Origin of the sequence: Cedecea davisae DSM 4568, assembly GCF_000412335.2 — a bacterium.
Classification (GTDB): Bacteria; Pseudomonadota; Gammaproteobacteria; order Enterobacterales; family Enterobacteriaceae; genus Cedecea; species Cedecea davisae.
On the sequence record NZ_KE161030.1, the window covers coordinates 936,937 to 958,489 of the forward strand.

The 21,553-nt window shown below is 56.4% G+C and carries 24 protein-coding genes and 1 pseudogene; 19 read left to right on the forward strand and 6 right to left on the reverse strand.

What is annotated here, in order from left to right; translation table 11 throughout:
- The first annotated feature begins 1 nt into the window (after nucleotide 1).
- From fliH to HMPREF0201_RS04435, 7 genes are read left to right on the forward strand one after another with little or no spacing between them, the layout of a single operon-like run.
- Nucleotides 2-748 (forward strand): flagellar assembly protein FliH, encoded by a 747-nt coding sequence (gene fliH / locus HMPREF0201_RS04405; RefSeq protein WP_016535280.1) that lies wholly within the window; start codon nucleotides 2-4, stop codon nucleotides 746-748.
- Nucleotides 741-2,060, forward strand: coding sequence for a flagellar protein export ATPase FliI (gene fliI / locus HMPREF0201_RS04410; protein ID WP_016535281.1), 1,320 nt, complete (start codon nucleotides 741-743; stop codon nucleotides 2,058-2,060). The genes fliH and fliI overlap by 8 nt, the downstream gene beginning before the upstream one ends.
- Before the next feature lie 6 nt (nucleotides 2,061-2,066).
- Nucleotides 2,067-2,504, forward strand: a complete 438-nt coding sequence (fliJ, locus tag HMPREF0201_RS04415; RefSeq protein WP_016535282.1) for a flagellar export protein FliJ — start codon at nucleotides 2,067-2,069, stop codon at nucleotides 2,502-2,504.
- A 10-nt stretch (nucleotides 2,505-2,514) separates the two neighbouring features.
- Nucleotides 2,515-3,927: a glycosyltransferase family 2 protein gene (locus tag HMPREF0201_RS04420; RefSeq protein ID WP_016535283.1), complete on the forward strand. Its 1,413-nt coding sequence runs from the start codon at nucleotides 2,515-2,517 to the stop codon at nucleotides 3,925-3,927.
- 34 nt (nucleotides 3,928-3,961) lie between these two features.
- Complete coding sequence (locus HMPREF0201_RS04425) at nucleotides 3,962-4,906, forward strand: hypothetical protein (protein WP_055696346.1); 945 nt, start codon at nucleotides 3,962-3,964, stop codon at nucleotides 4,904-4,906.
- Nucleotides 4,903-5,295, forward strand: a complete 393-nt coding sequence (locus HMPREF0201_RS04430) for an FAD synthase family protein (protein WP_016535285.1) — start codon at nucleotides 4,903-4,905, stop codon at nucleotides 5,293-5,295. The genes HMPREF0201_RS04425 and HMPREF0201_RS04430 overlap by 4 nt, the downstream gene beginning before the upstream one ends.
- A gap of 28 nt (nucleotides 5,296-5,323) precedes the next feature.
- Entirely contained in the window at nucleotides 5,324-7,435 is a 2,112-nt protein-coding gene (locus HMPREF0201_RS04435; protein ID WP_016535286.1) for a glycosyltransferase family 9 protein, read from the forward strand.
- Nucleotides 7,436-7,478: 43 nt separating this feature from the next.
- Here HMPREF0201_RS04435 and HMPREF0201_RS04440 read toward each other — a convergent pair whose 3' ends face one another.
- From HMPREF0201_RS04440 to flgA, 6 genes are all read right to left on the reverse strand, one after another.
- Nucleotides 7,479-8,690 (reverse strand): CDP-glycerol glycerophosphotransferase family protein, encoded by a 1,212-nt coding sequence (locus HMPREF0201_RS04440; RefSeq protein ID WP_055696347.1) that lies wholly within the window; start codon nucleotides 8,688-8,690, stop codon nucleotides 7,479-7,481.
- A 4-nt stretch (nucleotides 8,691-8,694) separates the two neighbouring features.
- A complete protein-coding gene (locus HMPREF0201_RS04445) occupies nucleotides 8,695-9,834 on the reverse strand; it encodes a CDP-glycerol glycerophosphotransferase family protein (RefSeq protein WP_016535288.1) in 1,140 nt (379 codons plus the stop codon).
- Nucleotides 9,827-10,195 (reverse strand): class I SAM-dependent methyltransferase, encoded by a 369-nt coding sequence (locus HMPREF0201_RS04450; protein ID WP_016535289.1) that lies wholly within the window; start codon nucleotides 10,193-10,195, stop codon nucleotides 9,827-9,829. The genes HMPREF0201_RS04445 and HMPREF0201_RS04450 overlap by 8 nt, the downstream gene beginning before the upstream one ends.
- Nucleotides 10,196-10,335: 140 nt before the next feature.
- Nucleotides 10,336-10,773, reverse strand: a complete 438-nt coding sequence (flgN, locus tag HMPREF0201_RS04455; protein ID WP_016535290.1) for a flagellar protein FlgN — start codon at nucleotides 10,771-10,773, stop codon at nucleotides 10,336-10,338.
- A 3-nt stretch (nucleotides 10,774-10,776) separates the two neighbouring features.
- Nucleotides 10,777-11,049, reverse strand: a complete 273-nt coding sequence (gene flgM / locus HMPREF0201_RS04460; protein ID WP_016535291.1) for a flagellar biosynthesis anti-sigma factor FlgM — start codon at nucleotides 11,047-11,049, stop codon at nucleotides 10,777-10,779.
- 138 nt (nucleotides 11,050-11,187) lie between these two features.
- Nucleotides 11,188-11,703 (reverse strand): flagellar basal body P-ring formation chaperone FlgA, encoded by a 516-nt coding sequence (gene flgA / locus HMPREF0201_RS04465; protein WP_016535292.1) that lies wholly within the window; start codon nucleotides 11,701-11,703, stop codon nucleotides 11,188-11,190.
- 88 nt (nucleotides 11,704-11,791) lie between these two features.
- Between flgA and flgB the strand changes: the two genes are divergently transcribed.
- The 12 genes and pseudogenes from flgB (at nucleotide 11,792) to HMPREF0201_RS04525 (ending at nucleotide 21,553) form a co-directional block, all read left to right on the forward strand.
- Nucleotides 11,792-12,142: a flagellar basal body rod protein FlgB gene (flgB, locus tag HMPREF0201_RS04470; RefSeq protein ID WP_039897984.1), complete on the forward strand. Its 351-nt coding sequence runs from the start codon at nucleotides 11,792-11,794 to the stop codon at nucleotides 12,140-12,142.
- A gap of 22 nt (nucleotides 12,143-12,164) precedes the next feature.
- Nucleotides 12,165-12,590 carry a flagellar basal body rod protein FlgC gene (flgC, locus tag HMPREF0201_RS04475; RefSeq protein WP_016535294.1) on the forward strand — a complete coding sequence of 142 codons (426 nt, stop codon included), beginning with the start codon at nucleotides 12,165-12,167 and terminating at the stop codon, nucleotides 12,588-12,590.
- A 2-nt stretch (nucleotides 12,591-12,592) separates the two neighbouring features.
- Complete coding sequence (gene flgD, locus HMPREF0201_RS04480) at nucleotides 12,593-13,267, forward strand: flagellar hook assembly protein FlgD (protein WP_016535295.1); 675 nt, start codon at nucleotides 12,593-12,595, stop codon at nucleotides 13,265-13,267.
- A 36-nt stretch (nucleotides 13,268-13,303) separates the two neighbouring features.
- Nucleotides 13,304-14,497, forward strand: coding sequence for a flagellar hook protein FlgE (gene flgE, locus HMPREF0201_RS04485; RefSeq protein WP_016535296.1), 1,194 nt, complete (start codon nucleotides 13,304-13,306; stop codon nucleotides 14,495-14,497).
- Nucleotides 14,497-15,228, forward strand: a complete 732-nt coding sequence (locus tag HMPREF0201_RS04490; RefSeq protein ID WP_016535297.1) for a flagellar basal body rod protein FlgF — start codon at nucleotides 14,497-14,499, stop codon at nucleotides 15,226-15,228. The genes flgE and HMPREF0201_RS04490 overlap by 1 nt, the downstream gene beginning before the upstream one ends.
- Nucleotides 15,229-15,246: 18 nt before the next feature.
- Nucleotides 15,247-16,032, forward strand: a complete 786-nt coding sequence (flgG, locus tag HMPREF0201_RS04495; protein ID WP_016535298.1) for a flagellar basal-body rod protein FlgG — start codon at nucleotides 15,247-15,249, stop codon at nucleotides 16,030-16,032.
- 27 nt (nucleotides 16,033-16,059) lie between these two features.
- Nucleotides 16,060-16,725: a flagellar basal body L-ring protein FlgH gene (flgH, locus tag HMPREF0201_RS04500; RefSeq protein ID WP_016535299.1), complete on the forward strand. Its 666-nt coding sequence runs from the start codon at nucleotides 16,060-16,062 to the stop codon at nucleotides 16,723-16,725.
- Nucleotides 16,726-16,737: 12 nt separating this feature from the next.
- A complete protein-coding gene (locus tag HMPREF0201_RS04505; protein WP_016535300.1) occupies nucleotides 16,738-17,829 on the forward strand; it encodes a flagellar basal body P-ring protein FlgI in 1,092 nt (363 codons plus the stop codon).
- An 11-nt stretch (nucleotides 17,830-17,840) separates the two neighbouring features.
- Nucleotides 17,841-18,122: pseudogene (locus HMPREF0201_RS04510) on the forward strand (rod-binding protein); the annotation flags it as partial.
- A gap of 111 nt (nucleotides 18,123-18,233) precedes the next feature.
- Complete coding sequence (gene flgK / locus HMPREF0201_RS04515) at nucleotides 18,234-19,604, forward strand: flagellar hook-associated protein FlgK (protein ID WP_016535302.1); 1,371 nt, start codon at nucleotides 18,234-18,236, stop codon at nucleotides 19,602-19,604.
- Between the two features lie 21 nt (nucleotides 19,605-19,625).
- Nucleotides 19,626-20,543, forward strand: coding sequence for a flagellar hook-associated protein FlgL (flgL, locus tag HMPREF0201_RS04520; RefSeq protein WP_071704075.1), 918 nt, complete (start codon nucleotides 19,626-19,628; stop codon nucleotides 20,541-20,543).
- 2 nt (nucleotides 20,544-20,545) lie between these two features.
- The gene (locus HMPREF0201_RS04525) at nucleotides 20,546-21,553 is read left to right on the forward strand and encodes a hypothetical protein (protein ID WP_016535304.1); all 1,008 of its coding nucleotides are present in this window, start codon (nucleotides 20,546-20,548) and stop codon (nucleotides 21,551-21,553) included.

Genomic DNA, 21,553 nt, shown 5'->3' on the forward strand with positions numbered 1-21,553 from the left:
CATGTTTAAACAGACCCGATCGGCAACGCTCGACAGGCTAACTTCGCGGCGCCAGGCGGTGGTTAAACCCCGGCTGCATAAATTCCCGCCGCTGCGTAAGAGCTGGCAGCAGGCAAGCCTTGAGCAGTCAGGCCAGACCCTTAACCCCGAAGAGTACCAGCAGCAGTTAATGCAGGGCTTCCAGGACGGCCTGAACCGGGGTTTTGCCCAGGGAATGGAAGAGGGCAAGGAAGAAGGCTACCAGGAAGGGGCGCGCCTCGGCTTTGAAGAGGGCATGCGCAAAGGGATGGAAGAGGGCAAGCAGCAGGCTCGCCAGCTGTTCCTCGACGCCGCCGAACCGCTGGATGGCCTGGTGGGAGAATTGCGCCAGTATCTGGGGGCTTATGAACAGCGTCGCCGTGAAGAGCTGCTACAGCTGGTGGAGAAAGTCACCCGGCAGGTGATCCGCTGCGAGCTGGCGCTGCACCCTACGCAGATGATGACCCTGGTGGAAGAGGCTCTCAACGGCCTGCCGCAGATCCCGGATCAAATCCGCGTCCTGCTCAACAATGACGAATACCAGCGCATTAGCGAAGCCGAACCGGAAAAAGCTCGCCAGTGGGGGCTGTGCGCCGACCCGGAACTTGAAGCCGGAGAGTGCAAAGTCGTTACCGACACCAGCGAAATGGACATTGGCTGCCAGCATCGCCTCGAGCAGTGCATGGACGTGCTGAAAGATAACCTGCTGCCGGAAGCTCAGGATGAGTAATCAGGACTTCGAGCAGGCGCTGCGCTCCATTGAAAACATCAACCTTGCCCGCGTGGCGGGGCGGCTGGTGCGTGTTAACGGCATTCTGCTTGAATGCGTTGGCTGCCGCCTTGCCGTGGGGCAGCTATGCCGTGTCGAAAGCGCCGAAGGCGAGTTTATGGACGCCCAGGTCGTCGGTTTTGACCGCGACGTCACCTGGCTGATGCCGTTTAAACACCCCACCGGGCTGATTGCCGGGGCGCGGGTGTTCCCGGCGGACAAGCAGGAAGGCGTGATGATTGGCGACCGCTGGCTCGGGCGCGTGGTGAACGGCCTCGGCGAGCCGCTGGATAACAAAGGTAAACTGACGGGCGACACCCCGCTGCCGCTGCATTTACCCCAGGTTCACCCGCTGACGCGCCAGGGCGTGGAGCAGCCGCTGGACGTGGGCGTGCGCACCATTAACGGCCTGCTGACCATCGGCAAAGGCCAGCGAGTGGGCCTGATGGCAGGCAGCGGCGTGGGCAAAAGCGTGCTGCTGGGGATGATAACCCGTTACACCCAGGCCGAAGTGGTGGTGGTCGGGCTTATCGGCGAACGTGGCCGTGAAGTGAAAGAGTTTATTGAGAACTCGCTCCAGGCTGAAGGGCTGGCGAAGTCGGTGATCGTTGCCGCGCCGGCGGACGAGTCGCCGCTGATGCGCATTAAAGCCACCGAACTGTGCCACACCATCGCCAGTTACTACCGCGATAAAGGTAAAGATGTCCTGCTGCTGGTGGACTCGCTGACCCGCTACGCCATGGCCCAGCGCGAAATCGCCCTCTCCCTGGGGGAACCTCCCGCAACCAAAGGCTACCCGCCTTCGGCCTTCGGCATGATCCCTCGTCTGGTAGAAAGCGCCGGGAACAGCACCGGGAGCGGCACTATGACCGCCATTTATACCGTGCTGGCCGAAGGCGACGACCAGCAGGATCCGATAGTTGACTGCGCCCGTGCGGTGCTGGACGGCCACATTGTGCTGTCGCGCCACCTTGCCGAAGCGGGGCATTACCCCGCCATCGACGTCGGGCAGTCCATCAGCCGCTGTATGAGCCAGGTCACCGAGCGCCAGCATCAGGTTGCCGCCAGAACGCTGAAGCAGCTGTATGCCGAATATCAAAACATTAAGCCGCTGCTGCCGCTGGGCGGTTACGTGGCGGGTGCAGACCCGCTTGCCGACCGGGCGGTAAAACTCTCCCCGGCGATTACGCAGTTTCTCCAGCAGGAGGTGCACGATGCGGCACCGCTTGCCAACTCTATCAGCGATTTATGCCTGCTGGCGCAGGCGGGATAACCGGCGATGAGCAAACTGATAACCACCCTTGAACAGCTGCATATACTGCGCAACCGCGCGGTGAAAGAGACCGGCGCGAAGCTGAATGCCCAGCAGCAGTTGTGCCAGCGCTATGAAAAAAATATCACCGCATTGACCTCGCTTGCGGCTGGCCTGACCCAGGCTGAGGGAACATCCGCTTTGCAAATGACTAATCACTCCGGCTACAAGCGCACCATCCAGCGCGTTATCGACTGGCAAAAACAGGAACAGGCGCTGGCCGACCTGGAAGCGAGGCAGCTACAGGGCGCACTGCTCAATGAAGCCCGGCGCGAAAAAAGCCTGGAAGTGGTGCTGGAAGCAAAGCGCAGCGAACGCCGGGCGGAGTCCGAGCGGCGCGAACGTAAAACCACCGATGCGGTTTCCGCACAATGCTGGCTGCGGCAGCGGCTGGCACACCGCTAAGAGTTAATCTATGAAACCAACCGCTAACCGAGCCACGCTGCTGGATAATTTGCTAAAGCGCCAGCGTGCGGCCGCCGTATCAAAAACGCCGTTTGTCAGCGTAGTCTGCCCGACGTGGAACCGCCGCGAATTTCTGCCGTACCTGCTTTATATCTATCAGTACCAGGACTATCCGGCGGACAAGCGCGAGCTGATAATCCTCGATGACTCGGAGCAGAGTAATCAGGATCTGATTGACATGATGGTTGACGCTGCTCAGCAAAATGTTCGCTACATTCACAGCCCCGAGCGGCTGGCGCTGGGCAAAAAGCGCAACATGCTTAATCAACTGGCCAACGGCGAATACATCATCAGCTTTGACGATGACGACTATTACCCGCCGGAAAAAATCTCGCATCAGGTTGGCGAAATGCTGGGCCACAATGCGCTGTTTTCCGGCTGCGATCAGATCTATGTCTGGTACAGCCACCTCGACAAAATGTATCTCACGCATCCGTTTGGGCAACAGCATGCGCTGAACGGAAGCTTCGGCCTGCACCGAAATCTGCTGAAAAGACACCGCTACCAGGACGATGCAACGCTTGGCGAAGAGCAGGCGTTCCTCAATAACTTCACCACGCCGGTGCTTCAAATTGACCCGCAGAAGGCCATTGTCTGCATCTCCCACAGCAGTAATACCTACGACAAAGACTTCATTATGGGCAGCAGCATCCCGGTGGAGCTACGCCTTGAGGACCTGGTTAAAGACCAAAACCTGCTGGCGCATTACCGGCGTTTAAGCCGCGCGCCGCTTCACCAGTCGGTGCTGTGGTCGGTATTTGATAAGGTGGCGGTTATTTTCGCCCCGCAGCAGGAGCAGGCTCTGGAGCAGCAGTGCCGTGATTTGATGGACTTTGGTTTTTCCGCCAGCCAGCTGTTTCCGGTGGCGCTTCATCAGCACGAGGACGCCGACCTTGCAGAACTGCAAACCCACTGCGCAATACTCGAGCGGGCACAGCAGGAAGGCTGGGGCAACGTGCTGCTGCTGGATGCGACGGTCAACTTTGTGAAAAAAGAAAACTCCGTTCAGCAGGTTAACGCCTTGCTAAGCAAGCTGCCGCATCTCGACTGGCAGGCGCTGATGCTGGGCGGAAAATACAGCGAACTGCGGCTGATGAACTCGCTGCAGGGCGTGGTGCGGGTTCGCGCCGCCGAGTGCGGCTGTGCCTATGGCGTTAATGCCAATTTTTACCCGGCGCTGCTGGCGGCCTACCGCGAGGCAATCAACGCTTCGCAAACGCGTGACCAAGCCTGGCAGCCGTTATTCCAGGATAACTGCTGGCTCGGGTTTTACCCGAGCTTTGCCTTTATTCAGCAAACGCGCGACCGCCAAAGCGGTAAGCCGGTTGACTGCACCCACTGGTTCTTCCGTAAACACAATTAAGTAAGGGATGGCCGATGCCGCCCCGGAGAGAGAAATGGATATCATCGAACGTTATCAACCCGAATTTGTTACCCGCTTTGACGCCCTGAACGACGCTTGTTCATGCCCGGCCTGCGCTAACGGCGCGGAGGGCTGGCCGCAGGCCAACGTTTACCTCAACACGCAGCAGCGCGACAGCCTGGAGCCGGGTTGTGAAAGCGTGGCCCGCGAGCTGCTGCTCAACCCGCAGGCATTTGTGCTGCATATTTCCCGGAATGGGGTGCGGGGCGAGACCGCGCTTTCGCCGTGGGATGAGGCGCTAAATCAGCAGTGCATCAACCTGGCCATTCATCCTTCGTTATCTCTGGAAGGCAGTCTGTACGCCATCGGCGTGCTGCTAAGCAAAGCGCGGCAATATGTCGAAGAGGGAAGTGATGACCCGGCTCTGCTGGCCTCAATGGGCGAGCAACTGGCCCAGCTGGCGGAGCACGGCGTTCTGGAGCAGCAGCTTCAACTGCTGCCGCCGATTGAAGAAAACGTCCTCGCTACCCTGAAGGCGATGGGGGCGATGCGGCTCAGCCTCAACCTGCCGATGGCGGAAAAAATGAGCGTGATGCTGAAGTTGAGCGAGCTGGGCATTATGCCCGCCAGCCGCCTTAGCGAGCGTCTGGCCGAGCTGCGGTCCGCTACGCAGGGGAATACCTTGTTCAGCGAGCAGCCGCATATTTTACGCAATATGCTGATTTATCGACTCTACCATGACGTATTCCCGGGCGTGGGCTGCGAAAACTACGGCGCGGCTTTCCTCGCTCTGGCGGAAGACTTCTTCCAGATTAAGATGCTGAGCGCCATCTGGCTTGGCAATAATCAAAGCCTGACGGAGCAGGATGTGGTCACGCTGTTCAGCGCCTGGTTTAGCTGGCGTAAAGCCAACCCGGCGCAGGTTGATGAGCAAAACAGTGCGGATTACAGCCTGCTGTGCGGGCTGTCTTTGCTATGACAACGGTTATCACCTTCGGTACTTTTGACGTGTTTCACGCCGGCCATCTGAACATTCTTACCCGGGCCAGAGCGCTGGGGGACCGGTTGATGGTGGGGATCTCCTCGGATGCACTCAACGAACAAAAGAAGGGGCGTAAACCCGTCTACAGCGAGCAGGACAGAATGCAAATTATCGCCGGGCTGAAGTGCGTGGATGGCGTATTTCTTGAAGAATCGCTGGAGCTGAAAGCGCAATACATTCAGCAATATCATGCCGGTATTTTGGTCATGGGCGATGACTGGCAGGGGCGCTTCGATAGCTACAGTGCCTTGTGCCGGGTGGTCTACTTTCCGCGCACACCGTCGATTTCTACCACGTCGATAATTGAAGTGGTTAAATCTCTATAATCTGCTGGCTTGCGTCCGGGGAGAGACGGTGAAAGTTAAACTATTTCTTGATGGCGGTGAGGCAGCGTTTTCGCATCAGCTAATCAATTTTGTTCATGGCCTGGCTAATCCCGCCGACTTTACCGTTTTTTTAGTGAGGGATAGCCAGGTAGACAGCGCTGTTTTGCAGGCTTACAACGTTGCGGTGTACCCGTACAGCGGCGATAGCTGTCAGGCGATGATGGATAAGCTTGCCGCATTTCTGGCGGAGCGTAACCTCAGTTTGCTGGAAATCCACTGCGGGTTAGGGAACTGTCGGGAATTACTCCCTTTACTTGAGACGCTTAACGCACATCTTCCGGTTGTTCACCTCAATATTTATGATGATGATTACGCGGATCTGGCAGGACGCAGCGAGATGGCAACCTTGCCCTCAGGCGAGCTTGCAGCTGCTTTGAAAAGCTATGGTTCAGCGCTGCGAGCTACTCTGAAGGGTGAAAAAACGATGGTTACCCGCGACGGCTGGAGCCTGCTGCTGAATTACGCCTGGCCGGATGCCGTTCAGGTGACTTATTACCCCAGCGGCTATGCACTTGATAATTTTTCTCCTCTGGAACGCTGCGGGCTGAGCTGTTGTGAACTGGCTCCGCTCGACGAGAAACAGAGTGTTTTATATCTGCGAATCTTTGCTCTGCCAGCCGGATTATATTTCACGCTACAAGAGCTTATGCAGCATCCTGACTGTCTTACTGTGGTTGGCGGGGAACCGCTTTTTAACTCTACCAGGGAAGTACACGGTAAACGTTGGCTTGCGCAGCTTGCCGGGCTAACAAGGCCGCAGGATGCTCCGGTAATTTATGGGGGTAAAAACGTTTCTGAGCATCAGAAAATAACCACGGTGCTCGGCCGTAATGTGCTTTTTTTACCTGATAACTTCCCGTTAGCTGCTTTGAAACTGTTGGGATTAGCACCAAAAATCGCGGCCGGAGTGCTAAGCCCGGTATTGCTAAAACTTGAGGCCAGAGAAGTGGTTCTGGCGGCTTCCCACGAGGAAGAGTTGGGAGAATGCGCGGCGGCGAGAGTTGCCGTTAAGTGCGGCATGCTGGCGCGGGAAAAGGTAGTTTTTCTTGGTGAGGTTGCCGCTTTTGCCGACTCACGCCCACCCCAACGCATCTTCTATTCCACGGCCTCGATGGGCGATGTGGTTTATGCCCTGGGCTGTCTTACTGCGCTGCGGGAAAATATGACGGAGAGGTTTGTTTTTGCCGCCAACGGGCTTTATGCAGACCTGATCAATGCCTCCCCGGCGGTCGATGATTTTTGGGATATCCATGCCCTGACGGCGGAACAGAATGTTGAAATTCTTGCAGCCCGAAAACGCGGCAAGCTGCATACGCTCTCATCCTGGGGGCATTTCCTCGCTCCGCAGCATATGACGGATGCTTTTTTGCAGGACTTCCCCGGCAGCTTTAGCGAGTGGCAAAAACAACCGTCTGTTGCCGTTCCCGCTGCCGCGCAGTCAAAGGCTGACGCGTTTATTGAGCGTCATCGATTAAAGGAAGAAAAAGTCGTACTACTGCACCCGAACATTGGCGCACCGAACCGTTCCTGGAGCCTGGAACAGTGGCACCGTCTGGCTCACGAATTTCTGAGCAGCGGCTGGAAGGTGGTGTTGATTGGCAGCGACACCAATAAACATCGCGACAAAAAAATGATGGCCTTCGAGCTGCCGGGCGTGATTGACGCGATAAATCAATTTTCCGTGCTGGAAACCATCGCTCTGATGCGGCGCTGCCAGCTGCTGGTGGCGTGCGACTCGGGGCCGGTGGCGCTGGCCGGAATGACATCAATTGCAATTTGCGCCCTTTACTCTCTTATCCCTTCGGCCTGGCGCTTGCCTGTCAGAAACGGTGAGCCGGGCTGGAATGCTCTGGGCGTAGATGTGGGCTGCCATTTTGGCCAGTGCGGAGGGCTTATCCAGAATGCTGAGTTTATCCGCCAGATGCCGGGTGGAGATAGCTTTAAGCTTGATAGCGCCGAATTTGCGAAGTGGTGCCCCAACAATCAGCAATACAGCTGCCTGAAAGCGTACTCAGCCCCCGAGTTCTGGCTGGCTATCACTCGTTTTCTTACGGGTGAACGCTTTGTGTTGAATCGCTAACAGGCGCGGCTCCTTCGCCTTAAACGAAAGGAGCCGCGGACTCTCAATATTGCTCTACGGTAAAACGTTGTCCGCCCGCCACGCATGCATCCACTTCATGGCTGAGTAAATTAAACAGCGAGGCGCAGGCCTTATCCGCATCGGTTTCGAACAGTTCATCGCACATGGCCTGGCGCTCCAGGCGCATGGTGTCGTTAAGCAATGCCTGACGCATCGCAGAGGCAAAAGTTTCTTCGGTAAAATCATAGGCAAAATCTAACGGCGGGATAAGCGAATAGTCCGGCTCAAAGCTCCGGTGATCATTCAGTTCGATTTTCAACTTCATTACCGGGTTTCCGGTCAGCAGAAAATCAAACATGATCGACGAATAGTCGGTCACCAGCAGATCAAAATGGCTCATCCACGGATACAGATCGGTGCAAGGATTTATGTAGAAAGCCTGCCGTGAAAGGGCTCGAGTAGCGCCTGCTTCAACATAGATCGGGTGGCTTTTTATAAAGATATCGGCGTTGAGGCGATCGCCCGCCTGAATGAGCTTCATCAGAAAATCTGGCGAGGAAGTGATGAGATTCGAGTGCCCACGCTGCCAGGTGGGGGCAAAAAGGATCTTTTTCCTTCTTTTATTTTTCAGCGCCTGTAGCAGCGCTTCCGGCAGTTCGCTGCCGATCATTTCATGTTTGTTTGGTTCACGGACCAGCACTTCATTGCGTGGATAGCCCGCGCGGATTATGCGGCGAGCGGCAAAAGATTCATTAAAGAAATCATCCAGCTTTGATGAGGTGCTCAGCACACAGTCCGCGCGGGAGGCGAAGTCCAGCGGGCGACGGAAGTCATAGGAAAGCACATCCATATGGGGCATCAGCTTGAGCAATAAATGTTTTACCGAAACGCCATGCCAGAGCTGAATGTGCCTGGCGCCCTGAAGGCTGGCGAACAGCGCTTCATCGCCATTCAGGCTTTGAGAAGGGTTGACCGAGAAGACCGCCACCGCTGCGCTGAGAAACAAATTAATGCACTCCAGCGAGGTTTCATTGTTGATTAAATGGCAAGGAAGGTCGTGCTGACGCAGCTTGTTAATTAGCTCCGGCTGCGTGCTGCACCAGATAACCTCGAAATCTTTTTCCTGCGCCAGAGCGTGCAGGAAAAGGTATTTAGTATTGTCGCTAAACTCCTCGCGGCCGAAAAACAGCACCCGTCTTTTTTTACGATTCTTTTGGGACAGGCTGGCCAGCCGCTGGATGATTTCGTTACTCATGGTTTTATCCTCTCGCATTCCCGGCAAATAGCCTTTGGCGCAGGCTATGCAGCAGAGCATTTTGTTCCGGCGGTTCCGGTGCGGTTATGGCCTCAATTATCACATTTGCCGCGCGTTTACCGGCCTTGCCGTCCTGCCATGCATCGCAATATTGATAGCGAATAAGCTCCAGCTCGCTCTCCAGCGCGCGCCATTTTTCCTCGGCGGCCAGCGTCTCGCGCAGCTGTTCAATGTTTTTCGCAACCGGCAACAGGGAGCGGATTTTCTGATCGGGGCTCCACTGGCTTGAGAAGGTTTGCTGGCCTTCCAGCAGGGCTTCCATATTGTCCCAACTCAGTAAAATAGTGCGTTTACCGGCGTGAATGGCATCGAAGATAAAGCCGCTATTATCGGTCAGAACATAATCGGCCACGCGCAATGCAGGGAAGGCCAGATGATGGTCTTTAACCCGCTTGCGTAAATGGCGGCGGGCGAGCGCCAATGAGGTGGCTTCTTCCGGGCGGCACAGCGTGCCATGGTGCAATTTGGTAATGATGTTGAAGTCGTGGCCCAGGCGCTCGAGCTGCTTTGCCCAGTGGGGAATTGAACTCAATGAGCCAAAGGTTGGAGCGTAGAGCAGCGTCGGTTTTTGCGGATCCAGATTCAGCTCTTCAATGCCCTCAAGGGAGTCCGGCTGGTTGTGCCAGGCGTCAAAACGAGGATTGCCGACGGCTACCGCGTTGCCGTTGATATTGAGCGCCTGCTGGCTGTAGTGGCTGTAGCAGAGAATTTTGGAATAAAACACATTCCACCAGGCGTGGTTCCACTGCTCTTTTGCCAGACCATAAAGTGCGCGGATATGAACCGGAGCGAGGCTATCCGTTCCCGGCGCATAATAAGGGCTGACAAGGCAACTGAAAGGGGTGCCAACCGTAAGGGATTTCGACAGCAGACAGGCGCCAAGGCGTGGCTCATCGATTTTGCCCAATAACTCCTGCATATCTTTCAGCAGAGCGGGGGGCATGCCGTCGCTTATCACCAATCGGCAAGAAAAACCGCGGTCCAGAAGCTCGGTGATTATTGAGCGATAGACCTGGTAGTGAAAAGCGGTTTCCATATAAAAACCAATCGGTGCCGGGGCAGGCGTAGGGGCAATTTCATTCATGATGGTGACGTTTAGCCAGGTGTAAGCTGTTACTGAGGTGGTTGACCTGATAGCCGTGTTCGGCAAACAGGTGAGCCAGAGACCGGCGGGTATGCAGAGTAATATGGCCATTGCGTGGGGCGATGTACCAGTGATCCATCAGCCGTACTTCGCGTTCTCCGGGCAGCATGCTGGCAATCATGTCGGCATTCTGCTCGGCGCGCCGTGAGACATAATCCGGATCGACCCTCTCGTAGGCCTGGTTATAAATAGCCTGCTGGTAGTCTGAAACCTGCCAGTCATCGAAAGCGGTAGTAAACAACAAGCCGCAGCGTTCGCAGCGGTTGTACCAGATGGGGATGCCGCTTAATGGCAAATGCATTCCCCGGCGTTCCTCGCAATTTTTATTAAAATCGCAAACGCCGTGTAGGGGAGCAGCGTGCCGACATACTTTACAGCTTGCCTGATGCGCCGCAGCCTGAACGGACTTCATGGTTGTTATCTCTGATGAAGGAAACGGAATTAAACCTGCTGATAAAGCCAGTTTTCCGGCTCGCCGCTGTTGACCAGGTTTTCGAGGATCTCCTGCTGCATGCCGAGCAGTAATCCGTTGCCTTCGTTTGTCGCCTTGCACTGCGTGGCCTGGGTTTCTAAATCTTCCCACAGGGCGAAAACACGGCTTTTGTGTGATTCTGGCAGGCGCGAGAACAGGGCTTTAATTCCCTGAGGGCCAGCGGGAACGCCAAGAGCAGCGAGCGTGGAGTACCGCTGCTGGCTGCTGGCTGCGAGGCTCTGATAGGTCTGAATGAGTCTGCTATTAAGTTCATCCAGTTCGGCGGCCTGGCGGCCGACAATAAGCTGGCGTTGCTGCTCCAGCAGGGCATTCAGCTCGGTGTAATGCTTACGATCGGCAATCATATCTTCAATTAGCTGCTTCACGCCCTGGGCCGGGTTACTCATAAACTACCTCTGATAATATTTCTGCATCGCGTCGGTCAGTTCATCCAGATTGATGCTGATTTTGCCCGCGCCGATGGCTTCTTTCATCGCTTCTACGCGCGCCATATCAACTTCCGGCATGGCGCCTATTTGGTTTTGCGCTTCCCCCAGCACCGGATCGACCGGGCGGGTTTTTTCAACGCTATTGCCTTCGTCAGCCTGCGGCTGAGTCTGGCTGGTCGCACCGGTATTTAGGGTGGCTACGGCCAGGCTGTACTGAGTTGGGTTAACTTTCATCGCTGTTCTCCGGTTGCTCTATGGGTCTGTTTTTATTGGGCTGCAAGGTGAATCCACGGGGAGGAAAACATCTTTCCCATTTCCTTACCGGGTTAAAGCGACCCGCAGAGAGCAAAACTTTAATCGCGAAGTAAAAAATTATCGCCCCGCCGTGTTGAGCATACGCACAACGCCCGCGTCGGCCACTACGGCACTGACTACGCGCTGGCTGCTTTCATTTTTCACCTTAATGGTTTCGCCTTTGCGCCCCTTTTTCATCGCTTCGCCGAGCGTCTGGGCTTCAATCCCGTCCTGGTGGGCAACCATCAGCACGCGCTGGCCGCGCTCCACCAGCACCGGGGAGTCCAGATGCGCGAGGGAGATTGGCTGGCCCGCACGCAGGCGGCGTTTTAGCGTCATACCGACGGCTTCAGCGGGCTTAGTGAGGTAAGCGGAGCGGGAGCCGGAGGCTCGAACGGTTTGCATTTGCAGGTCGGCTCGGGTCAACACATGCCCGCGCTCAAGCGCAACTTTGGCGACCACGGCTTCTTGTTCTGCCGCGTATAGGGGGGTTGAGAGTAGCAGCGCGCCCGTCAGCGCCATCAGGCGGAAGGTAAGGGGGAAATCTTGTTTCCCTTTGCGGCTGTGTTGTTTGGTAAAACTGTTTATATTCATGATGTTATAACTCTGGCACGGTAATTGCTATACAAAGGATGTATTAGCGATTTTTTGCCGTTGTTATTTCATCACGAGGATGTGGGTTGTGAGTATTTCTTTTGACAAAGCATTGGGTGTTCATCCGCAGGCAGTAGCACTTCGACTTTCCCGAGCAGAGTTGCTATCCGCCAACCTGGCTAACGTCGACACTCCAAACTTCCAGGCTAAAGATATTGATTTTGCCGCGGAGATGCAACGTTCAGCGTGGAGTTTTTCTCTCGACTCTTCGCCGCAGGAAAAATATCGCGTGCCATATCAGCCCTCTTCCGACGGCAACACCGTTGCTCTCGACGTTGAGCAGGCTGAGTTTTCGAAAAACGTCCAGGACTACCAGTCAAGCCTGGCATTTTTGAATATGAAATTTGTTGGCCTGAAAAAGGCAATCGAAGGGAAATAACCAACTCAGGTAACTACACACGATGGCATTTAACAATATCTACCGTGTTTCAGGCTCGGCAATGACGGCGCAGACCGTACGCCTGAACACCATTGCCAGCAACATGGCTAACGCCGACTCGCCGTCGGCGACCGAGGGGGGCGTTTATAAGGCGCGTCGCCCGGTGTTTGCTTCGGTTTATCAGAACGACGAGCTGATGGGCAACCGGGCGCTGACCGGGGCCAGAGTGCAAATTATGGATGTGGTCGAAACCGGCAACGCGGTGCAGCGCTACGAGCCAAACCACCCGATGGCCGATGACCGGGGCTATGTCTATTACCCGGATGTGAACGTGGTGGAAGAGATGGCGGACATGATGTCGGCCTCGCGCAGTTTTGAAACCAACGTCGATGTACTTAACAGCGTTAAAAGCATGCAGCAAAGCCTGCTGCGGCTCGGAGAAGTGTAATTATGAACGTCAATAACGACGCCAGTACTTTTAATGCAGCCAGCGACAGCAACGTGGCTAACAACGGCAGCGCTGCCGGTATGAATAGCCTGTTTATGCAACTGCTGGTTGCCCAGATCCAAAACCAGGACCCGCTCAATCCGACCGACGGTACAGAATACGTGAGCCAGCTGGCGCAGCTGACTCAGGTTCAGTCGATGGAGACCATGTCGCAGCTGATGGCCAACAGTTCCGTGCTGATGGATAACCTGCAAACGCTGACCACCGGCAATCTGGTCGGACAGAAAGTGATGGTGCAGAGCGACAGCTTTACCTCCGACGGTGCCACCAACGTGGATGGACGCTTGACGCTGGATCACGCCGCAGGCGTGGTGACGGTTATCGTCAAAGACTCCGCCGGAACCGAGCACAAAATCGAGCTGGGCAAGCAGGAAGCCGGGCAGGTGGATTTCTCCATCGATCCTAAAGAGCTGGGGCTTTCCGAAGGGAAATATACCGTCAGCGTTGTGACCGACACCGGGGAAGACAAAGTTCCGGTTGAGCTTGGCGGCATCGTTAATAACGTGCGCATCCCGCTCGACGGCAGCCCTACGCTGCTCAATATCTCCGGCCTGGGCGAAATCGCCTACAACCACATCACCCAATTTGGAAAATCTTCTCCTTCTTCACAGGCGTGAACGGCGGGCAGAAAGAGTTAATAAGGAAGACATAACATGAGTTTTAGTATTGCTACCTCCGGCCTCAACGCCATTACTGAACAGCTGAATGCTATCTCCAACAACATTGCCAACTCCGGCACCGTTGGTTTTAAATCCGGCCGCGCGGAGTTTGCCGCGCTGTATGCCCAGAGCCAGCCTCTTGGCGTTGGCGTTAGCGGTGTGACCCAGAGCATTACCCGTGGCGGCTCGATAACCGCCACCGGTAATGGCCTCGATCTGGCGATTGGCGGCAACGGTTTCTTCGTCGTGCGCGACAGCGCCGGAACTACCGCCTATACCCGTGCGGGCTACTTCGGCACCGACAGCAGCGGCAACCTGGTTAACGGCTCCGGCATGAACCTTCAGGGCTATCCGGTAGATGCTAACGGCGTATTGCAGGTGGGTAGCGTGGGTAATTTATCTATCAGCAGCGGTTCTATCCCGGCTAAGGCTACCGACAGCCTCGACTTTACCGCCAACCTTGACGCGCGCGCGGAGAAGCCGGAAACCGACGTATTCGACCCGAAAGATAACACCTCTTACAACAACACCTACGCCACGCAGGTTTATGACTCTCTGGGGCGCGAGCACACCATTAACCAATATTTCGTGAAAACCGACGAAAATACCTGGGAAGTTCATTACTACATGGACGACCAGCCGATGAGCAACCCGGCAACCCAGACTCTTGAATTTAGCGATCAGGGCGTGCTGAAAACGCCGAACGGTACCGTGAATCTGACGGTGGATATTCCTGGGGCGCAGAGCCTGTCCATCGATCTCAGCTATAACGGCACCACGCAGTACGGCTCCGACTTCTCCGTGAGCAAGAATAAAGGCAGCGGCTACGCATCCGGCGAGAAAACCGGCCAGCAGATTGATGAAGATGGCTCGGTTTACGCCACTTTCTCTAACGGCGAGCGCATGCTTCAGGGGCAGTTAATTCTGGCTAACTTCGCTAACCCTAACGGCCTGGCCGCCCAGGATGGCACGACCTGGACGCAGACCGCAGCATCAGGCACGCCGTTGACCGGTGCGCCGGGTACCGGCCTGCTGGGCTCAATTAAAGCCGGCGCGCTGGAAGCTTCTAACGTTGATTTAACTTCGGAACTGGTCGGGCTGATGAGCGCTCAGCGTAATTATCAGGCCAATACCAAAGTTATCAGCACCAACGACAGCATGATGAACGCGCTGTTCCAGGCCGTGTAATGGATCACTTAATTTACACCGCGGTCAGCGGCGCAAACCGTAGCCTGTCTCAGCAGCAGATCCACGCGAACAACCTGGCTAACGTCAATACCCAGGGCTTTCGTAGCGATCTGGAAAGCGCCCAGGCTCAGCAGATCCAGGGCGAGGGTTATAACTCTCGTTTCCTGGTTCAGCAGACCAGCGGCGGTATCGATATGACGCCGGGAACGGCAAAGCAGACCGGGCGTGACCTTGACGTTGCCCTGCGCGGCAGCGGCCTGATAGCTCTGGCCAGCGGCAACCGCGAGGTTTATACCCGCAACGGGCAAATAGACGTTGGCCCGGAAGGCGATCTGACGATTAACGGCCTGCCGGTTGAAGGGGACAACGGCCCCATCATCCTGCCGCCGTTTTCACAAATCTCCATTGCCGACGATGGCGTGATAAGCATCGTGCCGGACGACGGCGGCCCTGCCGTGCCGATGGATATTGACCGGCTCAAGCTGGTGGATATTCCCGCCGGACAGTTGCAGAAAAACAGTTCCGGGTTTCTGGTAACCAATGCGCTGACCAATCCCCGGAATGAAGAGGTCATGGTGACGGCGGGTCATCTGGAAACGGCCAACGTTTCGGCCATTAACGAGATGGTTTCCAGCATTGCGCTGAACCGACAGTTCGAAGCTCAGATCAAAATGATGAAAGCGGCGGACGACCTGGCCACGGCGGGCAATCGCCTGCTGCGCGGCAGTTGATTACAAGGATAACCAGCGATGAATCCAGCTTTATGGGTGAGTAAAACCGGCCTGGCGGCGCAGGACGCCAAAATGGGCGCAATTTCCAACAACCTCGCCAACGTGAATACCTCCGGGTTTAAGCGCGACCGCGTGATGTTCTCGGACTTGTTTTACCAGAACCAGCGCACGCCCGGCGGCCAGCTCGATCAGAACAACACCGCGCCGACCGGTATTCAGTTCGGCACCGGCGTAAAAATTATCGGGACTCAGAAAGAGTTCTCTACCGGCAACATCCAGAACACCGGGCAGGATCTTGACGTGGCAATCACCGGGCAGGGTTTCTTCCAGGTTGAAACCCCGGACGGCGAAATTGCCTACACCCGCGCGGGCAATTTGCAGCGCAATCAGGAAGGCGTGATTACCAACGCCGCCGGTCTGCCGCTGGTGCCGCAGATTGAGCTACCGGCCAACACCAAAGAGATCCAGATTGCTAAAGACGGCACGGTGATGGCGCAGGTTGGCGGCGAAACGGATCCGGTTGAGCTGGGGCAAATTACGTTGGTGAATTTCGTTAACCCAGCCGGTCTGGAAGCCGTTGGTGGCAACCTCTATCGTGAAACCGCTGCCAGCGGCGAAGCGGTTGAGGGCGTTCCCGGTGAGGAGGCATTTGGCCAGTTGGAGCAGGGGTCGCTTGAGGGTTCAAACGTGCAGGTTGTTGAGGAGATGGTTGACATGATAACCGTCCAGCGCGCCTACGAAATGAACGCCAAAATGGTTTCTGCCGCCGACGATATGCTGAAGTTTGTCACCCAGTCGATGTGATGATGGGTTAATGAAGTGAAGAGAGTCATGAAAAAGCAGTGTGTTATCAGTTTACTGGTGCTGGCGCTGGCCGGGTGTGAAAGCCCGGCGCTGCTGGTGCATAAAGACGATGCGGCCTTTGCGCCGCCGGAAGATTTCGTCATGCCGGAAACGGCAGTGCAGGGCGGCGGCGTCTACAACGGCGGCTATAACTGGTCGCTCACTCAGGATCGCCGCGCCTATCGCGTGGGGGATATTCTTACCGTACGTCTTGATGAGTCTACCCAGGCCAGTAAGCAGGCGAGAACCAACTTCGGCAAGAAGAACGATGTCTCCATCGGCGTGCCGGAAGCCTTTGGGCAATCGGTTGATAAGCTAAGCGGTTCGGTTAACGGCGACCGCAACTTTAACGGCAACGCCAGCTCCCAGCAGCAAAATAGCCTGCGCGGGTCGATTACCGTCGCGGTATTTAAAGTGCTGCCGAACGGCATTCTGGCGGTGCGCGGCGAGAAGTGGCTCACCCTTAACCAGGGCGATGAGTACATGCGCGTGACCGGGCTTGTCCGTGCCGACGACGTTGAGCGCGATAACTCCGTTTCTTCCCAGCGTATCGCCAACGCCCGCATCTCGTATGCGGGGCGCGGGGCGCTGAGTGACTCTAATGCAGCAGGCTGGTTGACGCGTATCTTCAACCACCCGCTGTTCCCAATTTAATCGGAGCTGACAATGCGTAACGTGGCATTTTTTCTCGCGCTCCTGTGGAGCAGCAGCCTGCTGGCTGAAACGCTGGGCAACATCGTGGACATCCAGGGTGTGCGCGGCAATCAGCTGGTGGGCTATAGCCTGGTGGTCGGTCTTGACGGCTCCGGCGACAAAAATCAGGTGAAATTCACCAGCCAGTCAATAACCAACATGCTGCGCCAGTTTGGCGTGCAGCTGCCGACCAAAATTGACCCGAAAGTGAAAAACGTGGCGGCGGTAGCCATTAGCGCCACGCTGCCGCCCGGCTACGCGCGCGGGCAGTCAATTGACGTGACCGTTTCCTCTATTGGCGACGCAAAGAGCCTGCGCGGCGGGACGCTGCTGCTGACCCAGCTTCGCGGTGCCGACGGGGAAGTTTATGCCCTGGCCCAGGGGAACGTCGTGGTGGGCGGCGTGAAGGCGGAAGGCAACAGCGGCTCCAGCGTGACGATTAACACGCCAACCGTGGGGCGTGTGCCGAACGGCGGTTCCATCGAGCGTGAAATTCCGACGGACTTTCAGGATAACAGCCAGGTGATGCTTAACCTGAAGCGGCCCAGCTTTAAAACCGCCAATAACGTAGCGGTGGCGCTGAATAGCGCATTTGGCGCAAATACCGCCGTGGCGCAAAGCGCGACCAACGTGGCGGTGCGTGCGCCGATGAATCCGGGTGAGCGCGTAAGGTTTATGTCGATGCTGGAAGATGTACAAATCAACGCCGGTAAGCAGCCTCCGCGCGTGGTGTTTAACGCCCGCACCGGCACGGTTGTAATTGGCGACGGCGTGGTGGTTCGGGCTGCGGCTGTTTCCCACGGCAACCTGACGGTGACGATTCGTGAAAGCAGCAATGTCAGCCAGCCGGGTGCCTTCAGCCAGGGGCGCACCGTTGTGACCCCGGACAGCGATGTGAATGTTAGCCGCGGCCGTGGCCAGATGGTGACCATTCCGGCCGGAACCAGCCTGCGCAGCATCGTCAACACGATTAATAGCCTCGGTGCCGCGCCGGACGACACGATGGCGATTCTCCAGGCGCTGCATGAAGCGGGCGCGCTCGATGCCGAACTGGTTGTGATTTAAGGGATAAAACAATGATCAACGCAATTAACCGCCAGCAAACCGTGCTGCCGGGCGACATTACGGCTCAGGCAAAGCCGCAAAATATTGAGCAGGCCGCCGAGCAGTTTGAAGCGATGTTTCTGCGTTCGATGATGCAGCAAATGCGCAAGGCGACGGATGCGATGGCCGCGGAAGATAGCCCGTTTAACAGCAAACAGCAGCGCATGATGCGTGATTTCTACGATGACAAGCTGGCCTCAAACCTGGCCTCGCAGCGCAGCAGCGGGATTGCCGACATGATTATCGCTCAGTTAACGCCAGCCGGGGTTAAGGAGAGCGCTAAAAGTGCCGCTTTAGTTCAGCAGCCGAAGGAAATGACTCCCCCGGTTATCCCCGTAATGCGTAGCGGCCAGGAGCAATAAAAAATGAGCATGATTAATATCGCCTACAGCGGCATTCAGGCAGCACAAACGGGGATGAGCATTACCTCGATGAACATTGCTAACCTGCTGACGCCGGGTTACAGCCGCCAGGGCCTGCTGCAAAGCGCCATCGGGCCGATGGGGCAGGTTGGGCTTTCCGCCGGAAACGGCGTGCAGGTTGACAGTATTCGCCGTATCTCTAACCAGTATCTGGTCAATCAGGTCTGGCAGACCAATACCAAAGCCAATTATTACACCGCCGGGCAGCAGTATATTGGCGCGCTGGAAGAGGTTATCGGCACCGACTCCACCAGCCTCGGCAACGGGCTGGATGAATTCTTCGGCGCCCTGAGCGCGTTGACTACCCAGCCGGAATCCCCGGCGCTGCGCCAGCAGCTGTTAAATCAGGCCGGTTCCCTGGCCCAGCGTTTTAACAGCATGAATGACTTTATCACTAGCCAGAAAAACTCTATCTCGACCCAGCGTAATGCCGCGGTGGACAGCATTAACTCGCTCAGCTCCGGCATCGCCAGCTATAACCAGAAAATCATCGAGCTGGAGTCTACCGGCGGCAACACCAGCGTGCTGCGCGACCAGCGTGACGAACTGGTGAAAAAGCTTAGCGAACAGGTGGATGTAAAAATCACCGAGGACAGCTCCGGGAGTTATACCGTGGCCCTGAAGGGCGGCCAGCCGCTGGTTAGCGGGAGAACGGCGGGTGAGCTAAAGGCCGACGTTGACGCTAACGGCAACAGCACCCTGAGCCTGAAGTTCTCCACCAGCGAATTCAACCTTAACCCGTCGGCGGGCGGCCAGCTAGGTGCGCTTTATGACTACGAAACTACCACTCTGAAAGATATGCAGAGTGCGGTTCAGGGCATGGCAGAAGCGGTGGCCGATCTGTTCAATAACCAGCTCTCCCAGGGCTTTGATCTCAACGGCAACCCGGGCAAGCCGCTGTTTGTATTCGACCCGAGTAGCAGTTCGGGCATGTTGCAGGTTACCGACCTGAAGCCGGACGAAATTGCCCTCTCCGGGGCGGCGGGCGAGCCGGGTAACGGCGATAATTTGCAGTTGCTGATCGATTTGAAAAACAGCAAAACCGACATCGGTGGCCTGGGCAATATGAGCCTTAACGAAGGCGCGGCGGCCATTATTTCCCGCATCGGGATAGCCAGCCGCCAGAATAAAACCGAGCAGGAAGCCGCGGTTGCCGTTGCCAATCAGGCGCAGACCCAGCGCGATAACCTGAGCGCGGTCAACGAGGATGAAGAGGCAATTAATCTGCAAATTTATATGCAGTCTTATCAGGCCAACCTGAAGGTTATCGCCACCGGCGATCAGATCTTCAGCGACTTACTTAACCTGTTCTAACGAGGGTTTGGAGAAAAAATTATGCGAATCAGTAGCCTTTATAACTCCTCGCAAATGCTGAACCAGCTTGGCGCTAACAGCGAGAGCATCAGTAAATTAATGATGCAATTATCGACGCAAAAACGCATTAACGTGCCGTCGGACGATCCGGTCGCGGCCAGCCGTCTGGTGCAGTTAAACCGTGAGCAGTCAGCGATTAGTCAGTACCAGAATAACATCACCAGCATCAGCGGCACGCTGGCAAGCCAGGAATCACATCTCCAGGCGATGAACGACCAGCTGCTGGCGCTAAACGACAAACTGCTTTCGGCGGCCAACGGCACCAATAGCCAGGAGGATATGGCGAGCTACGGCGCGGAGCTGGACTCGATGCTGGACTCGCTGGTGGCGTCGATGAACGCGCAGAATGAAAACGGCAGCTATCTTTTTTCCGGTACTAAAACCGGCACCAAGCCGGTGCAGTGGGACGAAGCGGCGCAGAAGTTTGTTTTTGCCGGTAACGACGGCACGCGTGAAACCACGGTGGCCAACGGCGTTAACATCAAAGAAAACACCAACGTTGCTGGCGCATTTTCCTCCGGTGGTGACGATCTGGACATGCTGAACAAGCTTAAAGATCTGGCGAAAAAGATGCAGGATCCTTCTATTCCGGTGGCGGACTACCAGAGCGATATCGACAATATGCTGACCGCAACCACGGCCACGCGTGATAACGTTTCGGCGCTGTTTACCGATGTGGGCGGCCGCCAGAATCGCCTGACCTTGCTCAGCGACGCGCATACCGACGTCAGCGCGGCAAACGATCAGGTGGTTCGCGATCTTTCTTATAGCGACCCGGCGACCGCGACGGTCAACCTCAAGCTGTTTATGAATTCAGTGCAAATCTCCAACCAGGCTTACAGCATGATCAGTAAGCTCTCTTTATTTAGCGTGATGTAAGTATGCAGGTTGGTTTAGCTACAACAACATCCTCTTCGGCAGCCGCGTTAAGTCGCGGCAGTATCGATGCTCCGCAGTCGGTTAAGTCACGTAAAGTCGATGAAACGCCCGCCGCGCGTAACCCGTTCCCGGAAGCGGCTCTGCTTTCCACCCGCCCTCTGCGCTATAACGTGCAGCTTAACCAGCAGCTCACCGCGGTACAGCAGGCGGACAGTTATCTTTCCAGCACTGAAACCCAGCTGCTGCAACTGCGTCACGCCGCAGGCCAGGGCAAGGCCCAGGAGCAGGCCGCCGGGCTGGATCGTCTACTCAACCGCCGCGCTCAGCTTTCCGGCGGCACGGTTGACCGACAGTTCAACGTGCGGCTCCAGAGCCAGAGCCAGGTGAATTTCACTCTGCCCGGTAGCGAAAAAGTGCTTAGCTCTCCCGGGGGCGAAACGCTGGTGTTTATGCTGGGCGGAGCGAAGCGAGAGCTGGCTGCGGTAGCGCTGCCGGAAGAAGGTTCGCCGCGTAAAGTGCTGACCCATCTTAACGTTGGCCTTGGCCGGATGGGCATTCACGCCAGCCAGGATAAAAACGGGCAGTTAAATTTCAGCGTGGATGAGTCGCGCTGGGAGCGGGTGAGCCAGCAGCTTAGCGTGCGTGGGGAAGGGCATAATTTCCCGGCTGATTCATTTACCGTTCTGGCCGCGAGGCCAGAGATGGCGCAGCAGGAAGGTCTGGAGCAGCTTGTTGCCCGCCCGGACGGCGGCCGTGAAAGCCAGCTGAAACTCCAGCAGGCGCTGGAACAGATAACCGGCCAGCGCGGCAAATTGCGTATGCAGCAGGAGCGAGTCCGTTCCCGTATCGACGAGATGGCCACGCCGTACAGCCCGCAGCAGGCACAGGAAACGGCGCGAGCGCTGGGAGAAGTGCTGGGAAACAGCGGCAGCGGTTTTTCTTCGCTTAACCGCGCGCTGAGTGCGCAGGCGAATGTGCAGCAGGCGACGGTTAAAAATTTATTGGGATAA